The organism is Lentzea aerocolonigenes (assembly GCF_000955955.1).
GTDB lineage: Bacteria > Actinomycetota > Actinomycetes > Mycobacteriales > Pseudonocardiaceae > Lentzea > Lentzea aerocolonigenes_A.
Genome location: NZ_JYJG01000083.1, coordinates 1 through 20535, shown reverse-complemented (window position 1 = coordinate 20535; position 20535 = coordinate 1). Strand labels below are relative to the sequence as shown.

Genomic DNA, 20535 nt, shown 5'->3' with positions numbered 1-20535 from the left:
GGTTCCCTTCATCTTGGAAGCTACTTGCCGCCGGTCTGCGGGTTGTAGTCAGAGATCGAACCCCAGCGGCTCACCGGGATGACGATCACGCGCGCCTTGCCCACCACGTTGGCGATCGGGATCGCACCGTCGGCGGGCGTCGGGTCGCCGTGCTTGCGCGAGTCCGACGAGTTGTTGCGGTTGTCACCCATCACCCACAGCTTGCCCGCGGGCACGGTGACCTTCTCGAACGAGTCCTGCTGACGCGGGCCGCCACCGAAGTTCAGGTACGGCTCGTCCAGCGGCTTGCCGTCGACCAGGACGCGGCCCTGGTCGTCGCAGCACTCGACGGTCTGGCCGCCGACCGCGATGACGCGCTTGATGAAGTCGGTGCCACTGGGCTCGGACAGGTTCACCATCGAGCCCATGTCCTGCAGCGTGCCGACGAAGAAGTTCGGGGGCTCCTTGCCGCCCGTCCAGTTCGGCGGGCCGCGGAACACGACGACGTCGCCCGGCTGCGGATCGCGGAACAGGTACGTGATCTTCTCGACCAGCACCTTGTCGTTCACGCAACCAGTACAGCCGTGCAGGGTCGTCTCCATCGAAGCCGACGGGATGACGAACACACGCGCGACGAACGTCTGGATGGTGATGGTCAGCACCAGCGCGACGCCGAAGATGACCAGGACTTCTTTCCAGAACGGCTGCTTCTTCTTCGCCTTCTTCTTGGAGAACCTGGGCGCCGGGTCGTCCTCCTCGTACGAAGAGGGGGACGAAGACCGCGAACCGGACGTCGAGAACCGCGACGTGGGTTCTGCGGGGCCGTCTCCTGTGGGAGGCGTCGTCTCCCAGGTCGACGAAGAATCGTCGTTCACGCGATGACTCACACGCCCCACCTTACGGACGACCGGGTAGGCGCAACGTGAACAGGGCACCGCCTTCGGGCGCTCTGCCCGCGGTGGCCGTGCCGCCGTGCCGTTGTGCCACCTGCTTGACAATGGCGAGTCCCAGACCGGAACCCGGCAGGGTCCGCGCCTCGGACGAACGGTAGAACCGCTCGAAAACGTGAGGTAGATCGGCGTCCGCGATACCGGGGCCCGCGTCCGCCACCTCCACCACGGCGCTGCCGTCGCCCACCTGACGCAGGCTCAGCCGCACCGCTGAGCCCGAGGGACTGAACTTCACCGCGTTGTCGAGGAGGTTCAGCACCGCGCGCTCGAGAGCACTTGAATCACCCAGAAGTGTCCACGGTTGCAGCTGCACGTCGAACGTGACGTTCGAGGCGCGTCGGCGCGCGCGGTCCAGAGACCGTTCTACCACCTCGACGAGATCGACGGGTTCGTGCACGACCTGAGGCGCGTCCTCGCGAGCGAGTTCGACCAGGTCACCGATCAACGTGGTGAGTTCGTCGATCTGCGCGCGCACGTCCGACTGGATTTCCGTTTTGTCCTCTTGGGACAACGTCGGGGAGTTCGGGCGTTCCGAGGCGAGCAACAGCTCCAGGTTGGTGCGCATGGAAGTCAACGGCGTGCGCAGCTCGTGGCCCGCGTCGGCGACCAACCGCCGTTGGCGTTCCTGCGACTCCGCGACCGCGCCGAGCATCGCGTTGAAGCTGTGCGTCAACCGCGCCAGCTCGTCGTCGCCCGACACCGGGATCGGCGTCAGGTCACCAGTGTTCGCCACGCGTTCGGTGGCCTCGGTGAGCCGTTGCACCGGCCGCAAACCCGTGCGCGCCACCGCCGTGCCCGCGATGGCCGCCAGCAGCACACCGGCGCCACCGATGAGCAGCAGCACCACGCTGAGCTTCGCCAGCGTCGTCCGTTGCGGCACCATCGACTGCGCGATGACGATCGCCTGGCCCGAGTTCTCCGGCCCGTAGTGGACGGCGACCACGCGCGTCTCGGACTTGTGGTCGGTCCAGGTGTAGTCGGTGCGATCGCCCTCCGCGACCTCCCACGCCTCGTCGATGGTGGGCGGCGGCTCACTGGTCCTGGGGTAGAAGATCTTGCCGGTGTTCGACTGCAGCAGGCCCATCTTCACGTCGCCGGCCGCGAGGAACGCCGCCGGGTAGTTCAGGACCTCGTCCGGGGTGGTGACCTTGAAGCCGGTCGCCACCGTGTTGGCACGCTGGCGTAGGCCCTCGTCGAGCGCGTCGTACACGCTCTTGCGCACGATCATGTACGCGCCGAACGACACCAACGCCACGGCCCCGGCGACGCAGAACGCCGCGAGCCAGGTGACCCGAGCCCGCAGCGACGCCCTCTGCAGCCGTCCCTGGGGTTCGAAGATCACGGAGGGGTCTCCCGCAGGACGTAGCCCACTCCGCGCACCGTGTGGATCAGCCTCGGCTCCCCCTCCGCCTCCGTCTTGCGGCGCAGATACCCGACGTAGACCTCGAGTGCGTTGCCCGAGGTCGGGAAGTCGTATCCCCACACGTCCTCCAGGATGCGGCTGCGAGTCAGCACCTGGCGCGGGTGCGCCAGCAGGAGCTCGAGCAGCGCGAACTCGGTGCGGGTGAGGCTGATGGAGCGCTCGCCCCGGCGGACGTCCCTGGTGGACGGGTCCAGCTCGAGGTCGGCGAACTTGAGGACGGCCGCGGTCTGCTGGGACGCGGCGTCGTCCTGGGCGGCACGGCGCAGCAGCGCGCGCAGTCGCGCCAGCAGCTCCTCCAGCGCGAACGGCTTGGGCAGGTAGTCGTCGGCCCCGGCGTCGAGCCCGGACACGCGGTCGCTCACGGCGTCCCGCGCGGTCAGCACGAGGATCGGCAGGTCGTCACCGGTGCTGCGAAGGCGCCGGCACACCTCCAGCCCGTCCAGCCGCGGCATCATCACGTCGAGCACCATGGCGTCCGGCCTGGCGGCAGTCACCGACTCCAGGGCCTGCATGCCGTCTCCGGCAGTCTCGACCTGGTAGCCGTTGAACTGGAGCGAACGGCGGAGTGACTCCCTGACCGCCCGATCGTCGTCGACAACGAGGATGCGCATAGGGGCAGTGTTGCTGAGGGATCTGAGAGGCGCCTGAGAAGGTCCCTAACTGCACGTGTGAGTTCGGCGTTAGCCTTCGAGGCCTCTTGCGACCGGTGCATTCCACTTCCGCCAGAGCGCAATCAGCCTGATGGTGATGATTATTGACGCACCAGTCAGCGCGACCAGGTCTTTCGGCAGCCGGACCCACTCGCCCATCGCGACGACGACCGCTCCGGCGAGCGCGGCCACGGCGTAGATCTCTCTCCTCAGCACCAATGGAATCTCACGGAGGAGGAGATCACGCACGGCGCCGCCGCCGATACCGGTGGTCATGCCGATGAGGCACGCGGCATAGGGCGTGGCGCCGAGAGCCAGCGCGGTGGTGGTGCCGGACGTGACGAACAGGCCGAGCCCCACGGCGTCCAACAGCAACACCGTGCGTCGGAGCTTCGCGACCTGCGGGTGGAACCAGAAGACGATCAGGCCCGTGACGCCGGCGACCAGCAGGTACGGCCAGTTCTTGAGGCTCGTCGGCGGGTGCACGCCCAGCAGCACGTCGCGGATGATGCCGCCGCCCAACGCAGTGGTGAGTGCCAGGACGATCACGCCGAACACGTCCAGCCGGGCACGGACGGCAGCCACCGCGCCGGACGCGGCGAAGACCGCGATCCCGATCAGTTCCAGGACGATGAGCAGCACGAACAGGAAGACTAGTGCCACGACCGCCTGCCTTCACCGCGTCTTCCACCACTCAGCAGGGCGCCTCGTGGTGCCCCCTCTGAGCGGCGAAATACGGGGCACAGGCCGACGGTCGCGGCACCAGCGGGTCTAGCGAGGAGTCGCTTCCCTGCGGTAACCAGCCTCCAGCCGCCCGCCCGCGGACACCAGCACGTGCTCCACGACCTCGATGAACCACTCGGCGCCCTCGCCCCGCGCCAACGCCCGGTAGGCGTCCACGAGCTCGTCGGCCTTAGCCTCCTTGAGCCGCCTGAGCAGCCACTTCCCGTGCCCGAGCCACTTGTTCTGCACGACCAGCGCCAACTCCCCCGCGCAGGTCAGCAGCCGTGCCGCGACGAACAGCCGCTCGTCGTCGTCGCGTGCCCCGATGAGGTCTTCCAGCAGGTCCGTGCAGCCGTAACGGCGGTCTTCCAGCTCGGTGGCAGTGGGAATCGGCGGGCCGACGTCGAGCAGAGCGCGCGCCTCGGCTCGCATGCACTGGCCGGTGCCGTCGGCGTCGAGCATGAGGAACCCCTCGGCGCACATGTGCAGCAACGGCGGGCGCCGGTCCTGGGTGTCGCGGGCCACGAAGTCCTGGAATGACTCGATCGTGTGACAGAACAGCTCGACCGGCCAGCCGCGGTGCTCCAGCGTCTCCCGGAACGCGTTGGGCAGGTCGTCGACGATCACGACGATGTCCAGGTCCGAGTTCGCCGTGTAGTTGCCGGCCGCGACGCTGCCGCCGAGGAACGCCGCCGTGGCGAGCGGGAACCGTTCGTCGATCAGGTCACGGGCGACCTGGACGGGGTCCTTGTCCCAGTCCAGCGGATGCCCGGTGACGTAGTAGTCCTGGTCGGGGTCCAGCGGTCCGAGCACCTGTTCGACGCGCGGCCAGATCTCGGGGCTCACCTCGTTGAGGCCGGCGAGCCACGGGTTGTCCTCCGCGTCGAACAACGGCCGGATCTCCAGGAACTGGGCGCGGGAGATCTCCCGCACGCTGACCTGTGGCCCGCTGCGTCGTTTGGCATAGCCCTTCAGGCGCCAACCCATGTTGTCGCCGTAGGCGTGCCTCACCTCGTCGTCCCCCGTCACCCGTTCATTGTTACTTGGCGAACGCGTGCGGACGAATTCAGACGCGCGCCACCGCCAGCAAATAACCCAGTGACGGCTGGATCGCGATGGGTGACAGGATCTGGTCGAGATACTCCCGCGCCTCTTCTCCATGCGCGGCAACAAGAGCGTCGTAGTGCGCGCGGGCACCGGCCTGCATCCGCGGCACGGTCTTGCGCGTCTCCGTGGTGAGGTCCACCAGTTCCACGACCTGCAAGCCCGCTGCCGCCAACAACTTCGGGTAGCCGGCGAACGTGGGCAGCTCCTCGATGTCGTAGGTGTTCAGCAACGGCTGCAGCTCGTCGAGCAGACCCTGCGCGACCGGCTTGCGCTGCACGAAGTCGGACACCACGACCACACCGGACGGTTTCACCACGCGTGCCAGCTCGCGCAGGACGCTGACGCGATCACCCAAGTGCGGCAACGTCTCCACCGCCCACGCCGCGTCGAACGTGCCACCGGCGAACGGCATCGCGTGCGGGTCGCCGTGCACGAACCGGACCTGGTCGTCGACGAACAACGCTTCCGCGCGGGCGTTCGCACGGCGGACGTGCTCGGCACAGGGGGACACGGACACGATGTCGGCGTGCGAGGCCTCGGCCAGCCGGAACGCCGAAGTGCCGACCCGGCGGCCGAGGTCGAGGACGCGCCAGCCGTGCCGCGCGCCGAGCTTGTCGATGTGCAGGGCGGTCATGCGTTCGGCGGCGATGCGGTTGGGCGACTCGTCCTCGACGGAGGTCCAGAGTCCGAAGTGCAGGTTGTGGTCCCAGATCGCGCGCATGACCTCGTGGTAGACGTCTGTCATCAGAAGAAGTCCGCCAGCCGCGGCACACCGGAAGCGCCGACGAGCTGGTCGAGCACCGCCGCGTCGGCCGGGTCACCCTCCAGCAAACCCGCGCGCCGCAACGCATGCGTGTTCTGGAACCCGGTGAACCACGGCCCGAGCGCCCTGGCGTGCAGGCGAACCGCACCGGTGCCGCCGGGTTCGACTCCGACGACGCCGTCCTCGATGACGACGCGCTGCTTGCCGGCGTGCCACGGCGCGTGCTCGTCGACGATCTCCAGGTCGACGGCGGCGTCGGCGAGACGCGGCCAGCCACGCGCGGCCACGGCGGCGGGCAGGTCGACGACGCGCAGCATCCAGGTCGAGGTGGACATCTCGTACCGCAGTGGCGTCGCGCCGAGCAGGTCGAGCGTGGCGGGGTCGGTGATCCGCAGGTCGACGGTTTCGAGCGTGCCCGCCCAGGACTTGAGCGTCGCGAGCAGGTTCAGCTGGGCCTCGACGTCCACGCCGATGAGGTCGTACACCTTGAGACGACCCATGTCGCGGTCGTGGCTGGGCTCGCGCTGAGCCGTCAGATAACCGCGCAGGCCGTTCGGGCCGGGCAGCACGCTCACCACGTCCATCTCGAGCACCTTCGCGAGGTCGATCCTCGGCGGACGACGGTCGGCCATGCCGTCGATCGTCCGCGCCACCTCCAGGTAGCAGTCGTGCATCGCGGTGAGATCGCTCTCATCCGCGGGGCGCGAAGGTATCAGCTCGGTGGGCGCCGGTGCTGAGAGCAACCTGTCCATCGGCACTTCGACCCACTGGAAGAGCCCTGCGCGTTCCCAGCCCCGTTTCCGGTACAGGTTCGGCACGGTCGCGTAGAGCACCGAGATCGGCTGCCCGTGTTCCCGCATGGTGGACAAGGCCTTGTCCAGCAACGCCCCCGCGACGCCACGGCCACGCGTGGCGCCGTTGACGGAGACGCCGCCGATCCCGCCCATCGGGACCGGGGCGCCGCCGTAGAACTGCGCGTACTCGCCGATGCCGAGCACCCCGGCGACCTTGCCGTCCAGTTCCGCGACCAGTCCGTGCTTGCCGGGCTGGACCAGCTTCTCCGGCCGCTCTGACGAGTTGAAGGCGAGCTTGCGCAGGCGGAAGACCGCGTCGAGGTCGTCCTCGGTGTACTCACGGATGTGCACGGACAACTATCTACCAGGAAAAGAAGCCCTGGCCCGTCTTCTTTCCCAGCTCGTTTCGCGCGACCTTGTCCCGCAACAACTGCGGCGGGTCGAAGCGCGGCCCCAGTTGCGCGGCGAGGTGTTCCGCGATCGCCAGCCTGACGTCGAGTCCGACCAGGTCCGTGAGCTCCAGCGGACCCATCGGCCAGCGGTAGCCGAGCTTCATGCCGGTGTCGATGTCGGCCGCGCTCGCGACGCCTTCCTCCAGCATGCGAATCGCTTCCATGCCAACGGCCACCCCCAAACGGGAGGTCGCGAAGCCCGGCGAGTCGCGGACCTCGATGACCGTCTTCCCCATTTCTTCGGCCCACGTTCGCGCTTTGGCCACGTTCGCGGGGTCGACGCCCTCGTGGTGCACGAGCTCGACGAGCTGCTGGACCGGGACGGGGTTGAAGAAGTGCATGCCCAGCACACGTTCGCCGGGGAGGCCGGCGGCGATCTCGGAGATCGACAGCGACGACGTGTTGGACGCCAGGATCGCGTTCGGGCACTTCGCGGCGGCGTCGCCGAGCACCTTCTGCTTGAGCGGCACGTTCTCCGGCACGGCCTCGATCACCAGCTCGGCGTCCTCCGGCGGCTCGGCCACGGTCAGGTTCGCCAGCAGCTCGTCGGCCTGACCGTCGTACTTGAGCTTGCCCTTGGCCTCGGCCCGGTGCAGCGAGGCCTTCACACCCAGGAAGGCGGCGTGGGCCCGTTCGGCGTCGGCCTCGACGAGCCAGACCTGGTGGTCGTGCGCGAGCAGGAGATGCGCGATGCCCGCGCCCATCGTGCCGCCGCCGATGACGACGGCCTTCACGCCACTTCCCCAGAATCGATCACTTCGGCGCTGAACATCGCGACCAGCTCCATGCCGCCGATCTCGGTGAGGTTCGCGCCGGACGAGGCCCACTCGGGCGTCTTGAAGGCGGCCTTCATCGATTCCGCGGAGTCGAAGTACAGCTCGGCGATCATGTACGGCTCGGTGTCACCGAGGAACCCGGCCAGGAACACCCGCTGCACCTTGGCGACCTCGGCGCGCACGAGTCCCGGCACCGAGTCGGCGATCGGCATGTGCGTGCCGAAGTACTTCTCGTCGAAGTCCTCGGGGTTCGCGGGCTTCTTGTACAGCGCGATGTACTTGATCATGTGACGGTTTCCTCCTCGACTCGCCCAGCACTGTAACGCCCGAGCAGGGTGCCCGGCTGAGGCACGATGGAAGCGTGCGGATCATCCTGTTGCGCCACGGCCAGAGCCTCGGCAACGTCGACGAGCTCGCCTACTGCCGCATCCCCGACCACGCCCTGCCGCTGACCGGCCTGGGCGAACAGCAGGCACGTGCGGCAGGAGCCACGATCAAGGAACTCATCGGCGACGGTCCGGTGGCGGCCTACGTCTCGCCCTACAAGCGGACGCGCCGGACGTTCGAGCTGCTGGGCGTCGACGCCGAGCGGATCATCACCGAGCCCCGTGTACGCGAGCAGGACTGGGGCAACCTGCAGGACCCCGCGGAGCAGGAGGTGCTCAAGCACCAGCGGCACGCGTTCGGGCACTTCTTCTTCCGGCTGCCCAACGGCGAGTCCGGCGCGGATGTCGACGACCGGGTGGCGGCGTTCCTGGACGGCTTGACGGTGCGGCTGCACGAGGACGAGACGCACCCGAAGACCGTGCTGATCGTGTCGCACGGTCTGACGATCAGGTTGCTGTGCCGCAGGTTGTTCGACTGGAGCATCGAGCTGTTCGAGTCGCTGTCCAACGTGGACACGTGCGAGAACCGCGTGCTCGACCACGACGGCACGGGGTGGAAGCTGGACCGCCCCTTCGACCAGTGGCGCGACTCACCGGACGGGACGGTCCAGCATTCCTAGAGGAGTCCCCGCTTGTACGCGGCGACCAGTCGGCGTGGCACGAGAAGCTCTTTGCCGTCCAACGTCCTGACGCGTACGAGGTCCGGCGCCGTGGCCTTCCACTGACTGCGCCGGTGCCGGGTGTTGGAACGCGAGGTCCTGCGCTTGGGAACGGCCATCAGCGCTCTCGCTTTCCGTAGCGGCGGTTGAACTTCTCGACCCGGCCCGCGGTGTCGACGAGCCGTTGCGTGCCCGTCCAGAACGGGTGCGAGTCGGCGGTGATGTCGACGACCAGCAACGGGTAGCTGTTGCCGTCCTCCCACTCGATCGTCCTGGACGACGTCGCCGTCGAGCGGGTCAGGAACGTCTTGCCCGTCGACGCGTCCTGGAAGACCACCGGGTGGTAGTCGGGGTGGATGCCTGACTTCATATCGCCATCTTTCGGATCGAGTCCACGAAGGACAGTTCGTCGTCGGTCAGCAGCGCGCTCTCGAACGCCTGCGTGATGTCGTCGGGCGCGCCGACCGTGATCGCCACGATCTGCGTGGTCCTGCCGTCGCGCGGCCCGCCCTCGCCGACGTGCAGTCCGCCGCCCGCGGATTCCAGGTGCAGCGCCAGATCCGGCTCGTCCGCGACCCACAGCCGGCCGCGCGATCGCACCACCGTGCCGTCGAGCAACGAGTCGAGCGCGTCGTTCAACCGCGCCGGGTGGAACGGCCGGTCCGCCGTGAAAACCGCCGTCGAGACACCGCAGTCGGGCGTGAGCGGGATCATCCGGGGCCTGGAGTTCTTGCGCACGACCACCGTGTCCGGCGTGCACCGGTGCGCTCCTGGAGCCAGCCGGTCGAGCACGGCCGACGTCCGTTCGTCCGCATCTCCTTGCAGCACCAGCACGTCCGCCGCCTCGACCTGCGCCACGACGACCTGCGCGACCGTGCGCTGATCGCTGACCATCGAAGCGTCGCCCAAGGCGTCGTCCAGCCAGCTCTCCGCGTCGATCACCGTGATCACGCACTCGACGTCCACGCCGAGGTTGCGGCGCACGGCGTCCGGTTCGAGCAGCGGGTCCAGGTGCAGCACGACCGTGTGGCCGGCAAAGCCCTTGAGCAGCTCACGCAGGTCTTCGCGCACGGTGCACGACACGCAGTTGTGCAGCAGCTCGACTTCGGTCGCGATGCCGTCGACCCAGCGCCGGACGCACGTCTCCGCGGCCACGTGCCGGACCAGCACCGAACCGGGCCGGTCCCGCCACACCCGCACAGCGACGTCGTGGTCCACCAACCCCGCCACCACAACGACAACGGTTTCCATGTGAGGTACCGTAGTTGAAAATGGATGTCGTTTCAAACTTGATCAGGAGGTGGGCGGTGGGCATGCACTGCCAGCTGACCGGCCGTGAGCCGGGCTTCGGCAACCGCGTCTCGCACTCGCAACGCAAGACGAGGCGCCGCTGGAACCCGAACGTCCAGCGCAAGCGGTACTGGGTGCCGTCGCTGAACCGGAACGTGACGCTGACGCTGTCCACGAAGGGCATCAAGACCGTCGACAAACTGGGCATCGAGGCCGTCGTCGCCCGGCTCAGGCAGCAAGGGGTGAAGGTCTGATGGCCAAGAGCACCGACGTCCGCCCGATCATCAAGATGAGGTCGACCGCGGGCACCGGCTACACGTACGTGACCAAGAAGAACCGCCGCAACGACCCGGATCGGCTGGTGCTGCGCAAGTACGACCCGGTGGCGCGCAAGCACGTCGATTTCAAAGAGGAGCGCTGACGTGGCGAAGAAGTCGAAGATCGCCGCGGACCAGCGCCGCCGCGAGGTCGTGGCCCGGTATGCGGAACGACGCGCGGAGCTCAAGGAGATGCTGCGTCACCCCGAAACGCGCGAGGAAGCGTTGCGCGGCCTGCAGAAGCTGCCGCGCGACGCGTCACCGACCCGGCTGCGCAACCGGGACGTCGTGGACGGGCGACCGCGGGCGTACAACCGGAAGTTCGGGTTGTCGCGCGTGCGGTTGCGGGAAATGGCCCACCGGGGCGAACTTCCCGGCGTCTCGAAGGCGAGCTGGTGATGCGCGAACGCAAGCCGTTGAAGCGCAGGCAGAACCTCCTCGCGAAGGAGGGCGTGATCGTCGTCGACTGGAAGGACGTCACGCTGCTGCGCAAGTTCATCTCGGACCGGGGCAAGATCCGGTCCCGCCGGGTCACCGGCCTGACGCCGCAGCAGCAGCGTCAGGTCGCCACGGCCATCAAGAACGCACGGGAGATGGCCCTGCTGCCGTACCCGTCACAAGGGCGATGACGCGGACCGCCGTGCTGGCCAGGAAGGCCAGCACGGCGAGCTGCACCAGCAACGCGAGCGCCCAGGTCGTGTGTTCGTCGACCGTCAGATCGCCACGAACACCTACCAAGAAGGTCGCGTAGAGGCCCCAGCACTGCAGTGCGGCCAGCCCTGCGCCGAAGATCGTTGTCCGCAGGGACACGATCACGACGACGGCGGCGAGCAGGATGAGGGCGAGCAGCGGCCAGGCACCGGTGAACGTGGTCACGCCGACTCCGCAGCCGAATCCGAGCGCGGAGCCGTAACCACCTTTCATTCTTCGCATCCAATCGGTGTATCGCCTCGGATGAGATCAGCGCCACCTCTCCAGCGTGAAGTTGGTGCTTTCGAGTGAGGCACGATCGCACGAATGAACCTGTACGAAGTAGTGCACCGCCGCAGGGACACGCGCGCCGAGTTCACCGGCGAGGAAATCTCGCCGGAGGTGCTGCGCCGCGTCCTCACCGCAGCTCACGCCGCCCCGAGTGTCGGCCTTTCCCAGCCGTGGGACTTCGTGCTGGTGCGCGATGAATCGATTCGGCGCGCTTTCCGCGACCACGTCCAGGCCGAGCGCTCGGTCTTCACGGCCCAGCTCGATCAGGAACGAGCGGAGACCTTCTCCCGCATCAAGGTCGAAGGCGTGATGGAGTCCTCGCTGGGCATCGTCGTCACCTACGACCCCGACCGCGGTTCGCCGGCGGTGCTGGGCAGGCACGCGATCGCGGACGCTGGTTTGTACTCCGTGTGTCTGGCCATCCAGAATCTGTGGCTGGCCGCGACGGAAGAGGGCCTCGGTGTCGGGTGGGTGAGCTTCTACCGGGAAGATGTGCTGCGCCGTCTGCTGGACATCCCCACGAGGGTCCGTCCGGTCGCGTGGCTGTGCGTGGGACCGGTCAGGTCCCTGCCCGACACGCCCGATCTGGAACGTCACGGTTGGCGCAACCGACTGCCGCTCGACGACGTGCTCCACTACGACTCGTTCGGCCGGCGCAACTGACGGAGCTTGTGCATGCGAATCATCTCGGTCGTGACACCGGTACATCCGCCCCACGTGCGGTATCTGCCAGAGGCCTACGCATCGCTGCGTGCGCAGGCTCTGCCGGACGGGTGGGAGTGGGAATGGCTGGTGCAGCACGACGGCGATGACGGCGGCGCGGTGTCGCGGCTGCTCCCCGCCGACCCTCGGGTGAAGATCGCGGCCTTCTCGCCCGCCTCCGGTGAGGCGTGCACCAGGAACCTGGCCTTCGCGCGGTCCACCGGCGAGTTCGTCCGGAACCTCGACGGGGACGACCGGCTGACCGAGGGTGCGCTGGAGCGGGACGTCCAGGTCCTGCTCACGCACGAGAACGTCGGCTGGGTGACGTCCGCCGCGCTGGACCTCCTGCCGGACGGGGAGGTCGTCTCCTGGGAGTTCGGCGATCCGGCGGAGGGGGTGCTCGAACCCGGCTGGTTGCTCGACACCTTCGTCCGGGACGACTGGCGGCTGCCTGTCGTTCCGGGCACGATGTGCGTCCGGCGAGAGCTGCTGCTCGCGCTCGGCGCGTGGATGGGGTTGCCCCGATCGGCCGACACGGGCCTGTTGATGGCTTTGCAAACGGTCTCGGCCGGGTACTTCATCGGCACACCCGGCATGCTCTACCGCAAGCACCCCGCGCAGGTGACCGCGACAGGCATCCACAACGACCCCGTTGACAAGGAACTGCGCTACGGAATGATCGTCGATCGAGCCAGGGCACTGCGCACCCTGTTGGGGCAACCGACCACCACGCGATGACGTCCTGCACCACGACCGGTACGGGGCGCGACCGTCCCGGTAGCCTGTGCAGGCCGCTCGGCGAGTCGGAACGGAGTCGATGAACGAGTGGAGCAGCGTGATCCGCTGGTAGCGGGCCAGATTCCGCGGCTGGACCGAGAGGTCCGCGCGTTGCTCAACGCTGGCCGCCTGCCGGAGGCGAACAGTCTTTTCGACGAGGTGGTCACCAAGGTGTCACCCGGCGCGGACCGCTGGGTTCGATCCGCCGTGCTGGTGAACCGCGCCGTCATGGCGTGGCGGCTCGGTCGTATTCCTCTCGCCCTGGAATTGGCTGCCGAGGGGTGGACGGACCTCGACGCGGACCGCGCGGACAGCCCCGCAGTCGCGCAGACGATGGGCTCGCTCGGCTACCTCATGGAGGGCATCGGCAACCGGCGTGCCGCTCTGGACATGCTGCGGCTGTCGGTGCAGGTGGCTCGCCGCGCGGGCAACACCGACACGTTGGCGCACTGTCTGCAGCGCCTCGGCGGTTCACTGAACTTCCGCGCCTGCTCGGGACCTCCCGCGGCGGCTCCGGCGATCTTCGAGGAGGCGCTGGCGTACCTCGACGAAGGCCTGGGGCTCGTCAAGGAGGAGGTCATGCGCCGCGCGTTGATGGGTGCCTGTGCCCGCTCCTTGGCCGGTGTCGGTCAGTTGGAGAAGGCAGAGGAGACCGGCGCCGAGACCCTGCGGCTGTCGCTGGACGCGAATGACCTCTGGGGCATCTCCGTCGGCAACTGGGTGCTGGCCGTGGTTCGGCGTGAGCAAGGTGATTTCGACGAGGCGCGCACACTCGCGTCGCGTGCGGTCGCCAATGCCGAACGCATCAACGACACGTCGCTGCTGCTGCGGTTCTCCACGGAACTCGCGGACATCTGCCACTCGCTGGGCGACTCGGTCGGTGAGGCCGAGGCGCTGCGGCGGTCGATGCAGGCTTCGCGCACGGCCACGGAGACGTTGCAGGAAGGCCTGGGCCAGGCGCTGGAGCAGCGCCGGGTGGCCGTTCAGGCACAACGGCTCGCGGTGGCGGCGCAGGAGGCCGCGGCGCGTGATCCGTTGACCGGGCTGGCGAACCGGCTCGGGCTGGAACGTGCCGCGGCGGCGTTGCTGGAGTCGACGGCGGCGCGCGGGCGGGTGCCGTGGCTCGTGCTGGTCGACGTGGACTGGTTCAAGGGCGTGAACGACGACGCGGGCCACGCCGCGGGCGATGCGGCGTTGCGTGAGATCGCGGCGTTGCTGCGGCGTGAGTGCCGGGCGGACGACCTGGTGGCGCGCTGGGCCGGCGACGAGTTCGTGGTGCTGCTCGGGGACACCGGGCCGAACCTGGACGTGGGCCCGAACGTGGCCGAGCGGATCCGCGCGGCCGTCGACGGCCACGACTGGACGATGGTGCTCGGCACGGTCCGCCGCCCGACGGTGAGCATCGGTGTCGCGGCGGGACCGGCCAAGCTGGACCAGCTGTTCGCGGCCGCGGACATGGCTCTCTACCGAGCCAAGCGCCACGGCCGCAACAGGGTCGAGGTCGAACCTTCAGTTGACGAAGTTCCCGAGATCGTCTCAGGCAACTAGCTGTTGATGAAGGGAACCTTCCTAAACCTGAGGTTGATGAAGGTTCCCTTCATCGTCAAGCGATCAGCCCGCCGCGGTAAGCCACCAGGGCGGCCTGCACGCGGTTGACCGCGCCGATCTTGCCGAGCACGGACGACACGTAGCCCTTCACCGTCGCCTCCGACAGGTGCAGGGTGCCGCCGATCTCCGCGTTGGACATGCCCTGGCCGATCAGCACGAGCACCTCGCGCTCGCGTTCGGACAGGCTCGCGAGGAGCCTGCGTGCCGGCTCGGCCATCCGCTCGCCGTCCGCAACGGCCGCGAGAACCCTTGCCGCCACACCGGGGTCGAGAACCGCACCACCGCGCGCGAGATCACGCACGGCCTTGACGAGCTGTTCCGGTTCGGTGTCTTTCAACAGGAAGCCAGACGCACCGAGTCTCAAGGCTTCCGAAACGTATTCGTCGACGTCGAACGTGGTCAGGATGCAGACCCGTGGCTGGTCCGGCAGGGTCCGCAGCCTCCGCAGTGCCGCGAGCCCGTCCGATGTGCGCATCCGGATGTCGAGCAGGACCACGTGAGGACGGTGCTGGCGTGCCAGGTCGGCTACCAGGTGCCCGTCATCGCATTCCGCGACGACCTCGATGTCCCCGACGCTGCTCAGGATCATGCGAAGGCCGGAGCGGACGAGATCCTCGTCGTCGGCCAGCAGAACCTTGATCACGACGCCTCCCGCATTGGCGTTCCGTGCTCCCTCATGTTCGTGATCTTCACGTACACACGTAGAAGGTCACGTTAATTCTCAGTTATCTCATCATGTGGTAACAGTTTTTCGAGATCACGGCCGCCGTTCACAGTTACCGGAATTGACTGCCGACTTCGCTGCGTAGGCATGCCACCAGGACTTGGCCGGTTCTGTCGGAACCCTGAGTGACCAAACGCGAAAATCCCACTTAGTGGAATGTCGTACCAGAAACACAGATACGACCGGTGGAATCGGATTGCCGTTCTCGTTTCTGCCCATACGGACTGTTGATCGTCTTCTGAACCGATACAGTTCATTCGGTTCGGTCACGAAAACGCGAAGGTCTTTCGCAATAGGCCTACTGGAAAGTAACGTGCGTCACACAGACCCTGTCTGTCCCTGCCCCTGCCCTGTTCGGAGAGGAGCTTCGCGCCATGCGGAGAGCCAATCCGGTGACGTCCCTGCTGGCGACCGCCGCCGTCACCGCCTCCCTCTTGATCGTTCCGTCAGCCGCCCAGGCCGACTCGCGAGAGTCCGCGTTCGCTGCTGACGACTACTGCCTCGGCCAGTGCGGTGACATCGTGCCGCCTGGCAACAACGGCAACGCGACGCTGGCCGAGATCCTGACGCACAAGGCGTTCAAGACGATGCCCGCGCACTCGAACGACCAACTGGGCAAGTACGACGCCCTGGTCAACGGCTACAGCAGCTTGACCAACGACCAGCTCACGAACTTCTTCAACGACTCGTCGTTCGGCGTGCCGGCGGACCAGGTCCAGAGCACGATCAAGCCCCGCGCGGACGTGACCATCGTGCGGGACAAGAAGATCGGCATGCCGCACATCACCGGCACCACGCGGTCCGGGACGATGTACGGCGCCGGATTCGCGGCCGCGCAGGACCGGTTGTGGCTGATGGACCTGTTCCGCCACCTCGGCCGCGGTCAACTGTCGGGCTTCGCCGGCGGTGCTCCGTCGAACCGGGTGCTGGAGCAGAGCTTCTACAACCAGATCCCGTACACCGAGGCGGACCTGCAGAAGCAGATCGACTCGGCTGCGGCTGGGGGTGGTGAACGCGGGCGTCAGGCGGTGGCCGACGTCAACGACTACATCTCCGGCATCAACGCTTACATCACGCAGTCCGTTTCCGCTCGCAACTTCCCCGGCGAGTACGTGCTGACCGGGCACGCCGACTCGATCACGAACTGGAACGACATCCAGCCGTTCAAGTCGACGGACATGGTGGCGATCGCCTCGGTCGTCGGCGGCCTGTTCGGTGCCGGCGGTGGCGGTGAGGTGCAGTCGGCGCTGGTGAAGCTGGCCGCGCAGAACAAGTACGGCGCTGCTGTTGGTGAGCAGGTGTGGCAGGCGTTCCGGGCGGAGAACGACCCGGAGGCGGTGCTCACTCTCCACAACGGACAGTCGTTCCCGTACTCGGCTTCTCCGGCTTCGCCTCAGGGCGTGGCTCTTCCGGACTCCGGCAGCATCACGCCGGAGCGGATGATCTACGACGAGGTGGGCGGCACGGGTGCTGCCGTTGCGGTGCCTGCTGCCGAGGACGTCGCCAAGGCGCGCGGGATCTTCTCCGACGGTGTCCTGCCGGCCGATCTGCTGAACAAGAAGCACGGCATGTCCAACGCGCTGGCGGTGTCCGGTGCGTACACCGATTCCGGCAACCCGATCGCCGTGTGGGGTCCGCAGACCGGATACTTCGCGCCGCAGTTGCTGATGCTGCAGGAGCTCAACGGTCCGGGCGTCCGTTCGCGCGGTGTCTCGTTCGCCGGTGTGTCGATGTACGTGCAGCTCGGCCGCGGTGTCGACTACTCGTGGAGCGCGACCTCCTCCGCGCAGGACATGATCGACACGTACGCCGTGGAGCTGTGCAACGCGGACGGTTCCCCTGCTACCAAGGCTTCTACCTCCTACCTGTTCCACGGTGCCTGCTTGCCGATGGAACGCCTGGAGCGCAAGAACGCCTGGAAGCCGACGGTTGCCGATGGCACGGCGGCGGGCTCCTACACGCTGGTGATGTGGCGGACCAAGTACGGCCTGGTCACCAGCCGTGCCACCGTGGGCGGCAAGGTCGTGGCGTACGCGACGTTGCGTTCCACGTACATGCACGAGGTCGACTCGATCATCGGGTTCCAGGAGCTCAACGATCCTGGCGCGATCCATTCGGCCGCGGACTTCCAGCGCGCGGCCAACAAGATCGGGTACGCGTTCAACTGGTTCTACGCGGACTCCCGTGACGTCGCGTACTTCAACTCGGGCCTGAACCCGGTGCGCCGGTCCACTGTGGACCCGAACCTGCCGACGTGGGGCCGTGCCGAGTACGAGTGGGTCGACTGGGACGGCAACGAGAACGTCTCCGCGGTGATGCCGTTCGCCGGACACCCGAACTCGATCAACCAGGACTACTACATCTCCTGGAACAACAAGCAGGCCAAGGACTTCACGTTCGGCGGCTTCGGTCACAGCGCCGTGCACCGCGGCAACCTCCTGGACGTTCGCGTCAAGGCCTTGGTTTCGTCAGGTCAGAAAGTCACGCGTGCTTCGCTGACCAAGGCGATGGCAGAGGCCGCGGTGGCCGACCTTCGTGCCCAGGAGGTGCTGCCGGAGCTGCTGCGGGTGCTGGAGTCGGCGCCGCTGGACTCGACGCTCGCGCCGGTCGTGCAGAAGCTGAAGGACTGGCAGCGCTCCGGCTCGTTGCGCAAGGAGACCGCGAAGGGCAGCAAGACCTACGCCAACGCCGAGGCGATCAGGATCCTTGATGCCTGGTGGCCGCTTCTGGTGCAGGCCGAGTTCAAGCCGTCGCTGGGTGATGGGTTGTACGACGCGATCGTGGGTGCGCAGCAGGTGGACGAGTCCCCGTCCGACGCGCACGGCGCCGCGCCGCACAAGGGTTCGTCGTTCCAGTACGGCTGGTGGGGTTACGTGGACAAGGACCTGCGCAAGGTCCTCGGAGACCCGGTGCAGGGAGCCTTCCCGCAGACCTACTGCGGCGGCGGCACTCTGTCCGGTTGCCGCACGGCGATGGTCGATTCCCTGAAGGCCGCGGTCGCCAAGCCCGCCAACCAGGTCTACCCCGGTGACGCCGACTGCGCCGCCGGTGACCAGTGGTGCGCCGACACGATCATCCACCGCGCCATGGGCGGCATCACCCAGGAGAAGATCCACTGGCAGAACCGCCCGACCTTCCAGCAGGTCGTGCAGTTCCCGTCCCGCCGCGGCCAGAACATCGCCAACGTGGCTGCCACTGGAACCGCTTCCGCGTCGTCCCACGAATCGGGAGCGAACAACCTCCCGCCGTCGCACGTGCTGGACGGCAACCTCGGTTCCCGCTGGGCCAGCGACTGGAGCGACAACCAGTGGCTCCAGGTGGACCTTGGCTCTGTGCAACGGATCGGTCGCGCAGTGTTGCACTGGGAGTCGGCCTACGGCAGCGGCTATCGCATCGAGCTTTCCAATGACGGCACGACTTGGCGGAACGTTTTCTCCACAAGTAGTGGCGACGGAGGCGAGGATGTCGTAGCGTTTGCAGCACAGGACGCGAGATACCTCCGATTGACGGGTACCCAACGGGCCACTCGTTACGGATACTCCCTGTACGAGCTTGAGGTCTACAGCTTGTAGACCTTCGAGATGAGGCCGCCGATCCACCCCCAGGGGTCGGCGGCCTCTACTAATTTCAGGCCCTGAACAGGTAGTTCCGCGTCTCGCCACCGATCCTGCCGGTCGGCACCCACCGGTTCGCCTGCCACGTGCTCATCCGGTACCCGCGCTCCGTCAGGAAGTCCGCGACGTCCTGCGCCCGGTACCCGAAGCGCTCGACGTGCCGTTCCTCGATCTCCAGCAGCAACGCCGGCTTGAACCGCTCGATGGTCTTCTCGCCACCCTCGAGCACACGCAGCTCGGCCCCCTCGACATCCGCCTTGACGAAGTCGAGCCTGCCGATCCCCTGCTCCTCGACGAAGTGGTCCAGCGTGTCCGTCTTCACCACGACGTCCAGGTGCTCGTCGAACTCCTCGTTGGACCCGAGCCCCTTGGCCCCCACCGTGAGGAACGACCGCCCGGTAACCGGACTCCCGTGCCTCACCGGCACGCTCATGACCTCGCGCCCCTGCCCGTTCCCCAGCGCCACCGAGTGCCTGCGGATGTTCCGCCCCTCCCGCGGCCTGAGCAGGTAGCTGAGCGCGGGGTGCGCGAACACGAGCGGCTCGACGCTGTGCACAGTCCCTTGTGGACCAACCAGTCTCGACAACGTGACCGTGTACAAGCCAAGCGCGGCCCCGACGTCCACACAGACGTCTCCAGGCCGGACGATCTGACGGAGCCCGATCAGCTCCGCCTCGGCATAAGGCGTGAGCCGGGCAAGCGCCCGCAACCCGGCAACCACCGCGGCACTGCGAAGTTCGGTCAGCACCCGAACACCCTAGACGTGCCCGTTCGTGTGCTGCCCGTTCGCATGCTGTTCGCCAGCGGGCAACCCGATCCGGTCAGCGAACTCAGCCGCCACCCGCGACCCGCCGTACACGCTCAACGCCTTGACCAGGTGCTGCTTCAAGTCCTTCCGATGCGCGTCCTCAAGCTCAGGCAACGCCCGTTCCACACTGCTGACCAGCGACTCGGCCCAATGCTTCGCCGGCTGCTGCTGCGCGATCTGCACGAGCTCAGCGAGGTGACTAGACAACTTCACCGCCTCCTCGACCTGATACCCGTTGCGCTGCAACCACCAGATCGTCGCCGTGCCAACGTCCGTCAGCACCTCGTCCCTCAAGTACCTGATCTCGGCCCGCTCAACATCCCGCTCGGCCAACTTGAGCGTCGAGTTCCTGAGCAACGCGATGTGCTTCCGAGCCATCTCCAGATCGTCGTCATTCGTGCTGACCTTGACCCCCTCGGCCCGCGCCCAAATGTGCGTACCGGGCACCTGCCGCTCAGTGGCAAGCTCGTCCGCGAGCTGCACCTGCAGCGCCGCATGGTGCACCAACATCGCCTTGCCGCTGATCTCCTTGGCCCGCTGCAAAACGTGATGGATCGCAGCACTCCGCGGCGCGTTGTGCCTGAGCCCCGTAGCCAGATCGAGCCGCCACACGATCGTCAGCTTGAGGTTGAAGTCCAGCCCGTACACCGCACTGGGCAACGGCGTCTCGAACTCCTGCTGGTGACTGCTGACCGGCGGCACGAAGGTGATGTCCTCAGCACGCCCAGGCACCCGCCGACGCCACCAGGCTTTCAGGGCGCCAAGCGGTCCAGGACGGAAGTCGGGCCAGGGTCTGCTCACGCCCCCTCCCTACCTGACGTTTCTGCCGGTTTGAAGGTGGCCTGCCTCACTTCCCTCCAACGGCCGCAGGCATCTCGCCCGGCCCCTCACAGTGCGTGAGCGGCAGCTCGTGCGGCGCTAGGCGGGGGCGCTGGTCAACTCGGTGGCGCCACCCCGCTAGACTGCTCGTGCCAGCCCTAGTAGCTCAGGGGATAGAGCATCGGTTTCCTAAACCGTGTGTCGCAGGTTCGAATCCTGCCTGGGGCACCACC

Annotated in this window: 25 protein-coding genes and 1 tRNA gene; 10 read left to right on the top strand and 16 right to left on the bottom strand. The window is 67.3% G+C overall.

Going from position 1 to position 20535, the window contains the following annotated elements; translation table 11 throughout:
* Positions 1-20: 20 nt before the first annotated feature.
* The 9 genes from lepB to UK23_RS13770 form a co-directional block, all read right to left on the bottom strand.
* Positions 21-866, bottom strand: coding sequence for a signal peptidase I (gene lepB / locus UK23_RS13810; protein WP_231114500.1), 846 nt, complete (start codon positions 864-866; stop codon positions 21-23).
* A gap of 10 nt (positions 867-876) precedes the next feature.
* Positions 877-2271 carry a HAMP domain-containing sensor histidine kinase gene (locus UK23_RS13805; RefSeq protein ID WP_045311880.1) on the bottom strand — a complete coding sequence of 465 codons (1395 nt, stop codon included), beginning with the start codon at positions 2269-2271 and terminating at the stop codon, positions 877-879.
* The gene (locus UK23_RS13800) at positions 2268-2963 is read right to left on the bottom strand and encodes a response regulator transcription factor (protein WP_045311879.1); all 696 of its coding nucleotides are present in this window, start codon (positions 2961-2963) and stop codon (positions 2268-2270) included. The genes UK23_RS13805 and UK23_RS13800 overlap by 4 nt, the downstream gene beginning before the upstream one ends.
* Positions 2964-3032: 69 nt before the next feature.
* A complete protein-coding gene (locus UK23_RS13795; RefSeq protein ID WP_045311888.1) occupies positions 3033-3644 on the bottom strand; it encodes a trimeric intracellular cation channel family protein in 612 nt (203 codons plus the stop codon).
* A 129-nt stretch (positions 3645-3773) separates the two neighbouring features.
* A complete protein-coding gene (locus UK23_RS13790; protein WP_231114499.1) occupies positions 3774-4754 on the bottom strand; it encodes a nucleotidyltransferase domain-containing protein in 981 nt (326 codons plus the stop codon).
* Between the two features lie 37 nt (positions 4755-4791).
* Positions 4792-5577 carry an SAM-dependent methyltransferase gene (locus UK23_RS13785; RefSeq protein WP_045311878.1) on the bottom strand — a complete coding sequence of 262 codons (786 nt, stop codon included), beginning with the start codon at positions 5575-5577 and terminating at the stop codon, positions 4792-4794.
* The gene (locus UK23_RS13780) at positions 5577-6740 is read right to left on the bottom strand and encodes a GNAT family N-acetyltransferase (protein WP_045311886.1); all 1164 of its coding nucleotides are present in this window, start codon (positions 6738-6740) and stop codon (positions 5577-5579) included. Before UK23_RS13780 ends, UK23_RS13785 begins: the two co-directional genes overlap by 1 nt.
* A 10-nt stretch (positions 6741-6750) precedes the next feature.
* A complete protein-coding gene (locus UK23_RS13775; RefSeq protein ID WP_082114634.1) occupies positions 6751-7575 on the bottom strand; it encodes a 3-hydroxyacyl-CoA dehydrogenase family protein in 825 nt (274 codons plus the stop codon).
* Positions 7572-7904, bottom strand: coding sequence for an EthD family reductase (locus UK23_RS13770; protein ID WP_045311877.1), 333 nt, complete (start codon positions 7902-7904; stop codon positions 7572-7574). Before UK23_RS13770 ends, UK23_RS13775 begins: the two co-directional genes overlap by 4 nt.
* A gap of 74 nt (positions 7905-7978) precedes the next feature.
* Between UK23_RS13770 and UK23_RS13765 the strand changes: the two genes are divergently transcribed.
* A complete protein-coding gene (locus UK23_RS13765; protein ID WP_045311876.1) occupies positions 7979-8623 on the top strand; it encodes a histidine phosphatase family protein in 645 nt (214 codons plus the stop codon).
* On the opposite strand, the gene rpmF is transcribed toward UK23_RS13765, so the two are convergent.
* The 3 genes from rpmF to UK23_RS13750 are packed head-to-tail and all read right to left on the bottom strand — an operon-like array spanning position 8620 to position 9913.
* Entirely contained in the window at positions 8620-8781 is a 162-nt protein-coding gene (rpmF, locus tag UK23_RS13760; protein WP_045311875.1) for a 50S ribosomal protein L32, read from the bottom strand. The two genes, UK23_RS13765 and rpmF, sit on opposite strands and share 4 nt — an antisense overlap.
* Positions 8781-9032: a type B 50S ribosomal protein L31 gene (locus UK23_RS13755; RefSeq protein WP_045311874.1), complete on the bottom strand. Its 252-nt coding sequence runs from the start codon at positions 9030-9032 to the stop codon at positions 8781-8783. The genes rpmF and UK23_RS13755 overlap by 1 nt, the downstream gene beginning before the upstream one ends.
* On the bottom strand, positions 9029-9913 hold the full coding sequence (locus tag UK23_RS13750; protein ID WP_045311873.1) for a GTP-binding protein: 885 nt from the start codon (positions 9911-9913) through the stop codon (positions 9029-9031). Before UK23_RS13750 ends, UK23_RS13755 begins: the two co-directional genes overlap by 4 nt.
* A gap of 20 nt (positions 9914-9933) precedes the next feature.
* On the opposite strand from UK23_RS13750, the gene rpmB reads away from it, so the two are divergent.
* From rpmB to rpsR, 4 genes are read left to right on the top strand one after another with little or no spacing between them, the layout of a single operon-like run.
* The gene (gene rpmB, locus UK23_RS13745; protein WP_419503880.1) at positions 9934-10206 is read left to right on the top strand and encodes a 50S ribosomal protein L28; all 273 of its coding nucleotides are present in this window, start codon (positions 9934-9936) and stop codon (positions 10204-10206) included.
* Complete coding sequence (gene rpmG, locus UK23_RS13740; RefSeq protein ID WP_045311872.1) at positions 10206-10373, top strand: 50S ribosomal protein L33; 168 nt, start codon at positions 10206-10208, stop codon at positions 10371-10373. Before rpmB ends, rpmG begins: the two co-directional genes overlap by 1 nt.
* Position 10374: 1 nt before the next feature.
* Positions 10375-10668, top strand: coding sequence for a 30S ribosomal protein S14 (rpsN, locus tag UK23_RS13735; RefSeq protein ID WP_045311871.1), 294 nt, complete (start codon positions 10375-10377; stop codon positions 10666-10668).
* Positions 10668-10898 carry a 30S ribosomal protein S18 gene (gene rpsR / locus UK23_RS13730; RefSeq protein WP_045311870.1) on the top strand — a complete coding sequence of 77 codons (231 nt, stop codon included), beginning with the start codon at positions 10668-10670 and terminating at the stop codon, positions 10896-10898. The genes rpsN and rpsR overlap by 1 nt, the downstream gene beginning before the upstream one ends.
* On the opposite strand, the gene UK23_RS13725 is transcribed toward rpsR, so the two are convergent.
* Positions 10846-11202: a hypothetical protein gene (locus UK23_RS13725; RefSeq protein WP_156213085.1), complete on the bottom strand. Its 357-nt coding sequence runs from the start codon at positions 11200-11202 to the stop codon at positions 10846-10848. The genes rpsR and UK23_RS13725 overlap by 53 nt on opposite strands.
* An 84-nt stretch (positions 11203-11286) precedes the next feature.
* Here UK23_RS13725 and bluB point away from each other — a divergent pair, with 84 nt between their 5' ends.
* The 3 genes from bluB (at position 11287) to UK23_RS13710 (ending at position 14277) form a co-directional block, all read left to right on the top strand.
* Positions 11287-11913 (top strand): 5,6-dimethylbenzimidazole synthase, encoded by a 627-nt coding sequence (gene bluB / locus UK23_RS13720; protein WP_045311868.1) that lies wholly within the window; start codon positions 11287-11289, stop codon positions 11911-11913.
* A 12-nt stretch (positions 11914-11925) separates the two neighbouring features.
* Positions 11926-12690: a glycosyltransferase gene (locus UK23_RS13715; RefSeq protein WP_045311867.1), complete on the top strand. Its 765-nt coding sequence runs from the start codon at positions 11926-11928 to the stop codon at positions 12688-12690.
* A gap of 87 nt (positions 12691-12777) precedes the next feature.
* Positions 12778-14277 (top strand): diguanylate cyclase, encoded by a 1500-nt coding sequence (locus UK23_RS13710; protein ID WP_045311866.1) that lies wholly within the window; start codon positions 12778-12780, stop codon positions 14275-14277.
* A 55-nt stretch (positions 14278-14332) separates the two neighbouring features.
* On the opposite strand, the gene UK23_RS13705 is transcribed toward UK23_RS13710, so the two are convergent.
* The gene (locus tag UK23_RS13705; protein ID WP_045311865.1) at positions 14333-14980 is read right to left on the bottom strand and encodes a response regulator; all 648 of its coding nucleotides are present in this window, start codon (positions 14978-14980) and stop codon (positions 14333-14335) included.
* A 455-nt stretch (positions 14981-15435) separates the two neighbouring features.
* Between UK23_RS13705 and UK23_RS13700 the strand changes: the two genes are divergently transcribed.
* Positions 15436-18633: a penicillin acylase family protein gene (locus tag UK23_RS13700; RefSeq protein ID WP_082114633.1), complete on the top strand. Its 3198-nt coding sequence runs from the start codon at positions 15436-15438 to the stop codon at positions 18631-18633.
* 55 nt (positions 18634-18688) lie between these two features.
* On the opposite strand, the gene UK23_RS13695 is transcribed toward UK23_RS13700, so the two are convergent.
* Both UK23_RS13695 and UK23_RS13690 read right to left on the bottom strand, forming a co-directional pair.
* Positions 18689-19423 carry an FkbM family methyltransferase gene (locus tag UK23_RS13695; RefSeq protein ID WP_052684644.1) on the bottom strand — a complete coding sequence of 245 codons (735 nt, stop codon included), beginning with the start codon at positions 19421-19423 and terminating at the stop codon, positions 18689-18691.
* Between the two features lie 9 nt (positions 19424-19432).
* On the bottom strand, positions 19433-20284 hold the full coding sequence (locus tag UK23_RS13690) for a hypothetical protein (RefSeq protein WP_156213084.1): 852 nt from the start codon (positions 20282-20284) through the stop codon (positions 19433-19435).
* Between the two features lie 173 nt (positions 20285-20457).
* On the opposite strand from UK23_RS13690, the gene UK23_RS13685 reads away from it, so the two are divergent.
* Positions 20458-20533, top strand: a tRNA-Arg gene (locus UK23_RS13685).
* Positions 20534-20535 lie beyond the last annotated feature (2 nt).

Bases quoted from the DNA above. Each gene is read 5' to 3' on its own strand.
- UK23_RS13700 (WP_082114633.1), top strand. From the start codon at position 15,436: ATGCGGAGAGCCAATCCGGTGACGTCCCTGCTGGCGACCGCCGCCGTC.
- UK23_RS13750 (WP_045311873.1), bottom strand. From the start codon at position 9,913: ATGGAAACCGTTGTCGTTGTGGTGGCGGGGTTGGTGGACCACGACGTC.
- UK23_RS13715 (WP_045311867.1), top strand. From the start codon at position 11,926: ATGCGAATCATCTCGGTCGTGACACCGGTACATCCGCCCCACGTGCGG.
- rpsR (WP_045311870.1), top strand. From the start codon at position 10,668: ATGCGCGAACGCAAGCCGTTGAAGCGCAGGCAGAACCTCCTCGCGAAG.
- rpmB (WP_419503880.1), top strand. From the start codon at position 9,934: ATGGATGTCGTTTCAAACTTGATCAGGAGGTGGGCGGTGGGCATGCAC.
- UK23_RS13725 (WP_156213085.1), bottom strand. From the start codon at position 11,202: ATGCGAAGAATGAAAGGTGGTTACGGCTCCGCGCTCGGATTCGGCTGC.
- rpmG (WP_045311872.1), top strand. From the start codon at position 10,206: ATGGCCAAGAGCACCGACGTCCGCCCGATCATCAAGATGAGGTCGACC.
- rpmF (WP_045311875.1), bottom strand. From the start codon at position 8,781: ATGGCCGTTCCCAAGCGCAGGACCTCGCGTTCCAACACCCGGCACCGG.
- UK23_RS13785 (WP_045311878.1), bottom strand. From the start codon at position 5,577: ATGACAGACGTCTACCACGAGGTCATGCGCGCGATCTGGGACCACAAC.
- UK23_RS13770 (WP_045311877.1), bottom strand. From the start codon at position 7,904: ATGATCAAGTACATCGCGCTGTACAAGAAGCCCGCGAACCCCGAGGAC.
- UK23_RS13800 (WP_045311879.1), bottom strand. From the start codon at position 2,963: ATGCGCATCCTCGTTGTCGACGACGATCGGGCGGTCAGGGAGTCACTC.
- UK23_RS13755 (WP_045311874.1), bottom strand. From the start codon at position 9,032: ATGAAGTCAGGCATCCACCCCGACTACCACCCGGTGGTCTTCCAGGAC.
- bluB (WP_045311868.1), top strand. From the start codon at position 11,287: ATGAACCTGTACGAAGTAGTGCACCGCCGCAGGGACACGCGCGCCGAG.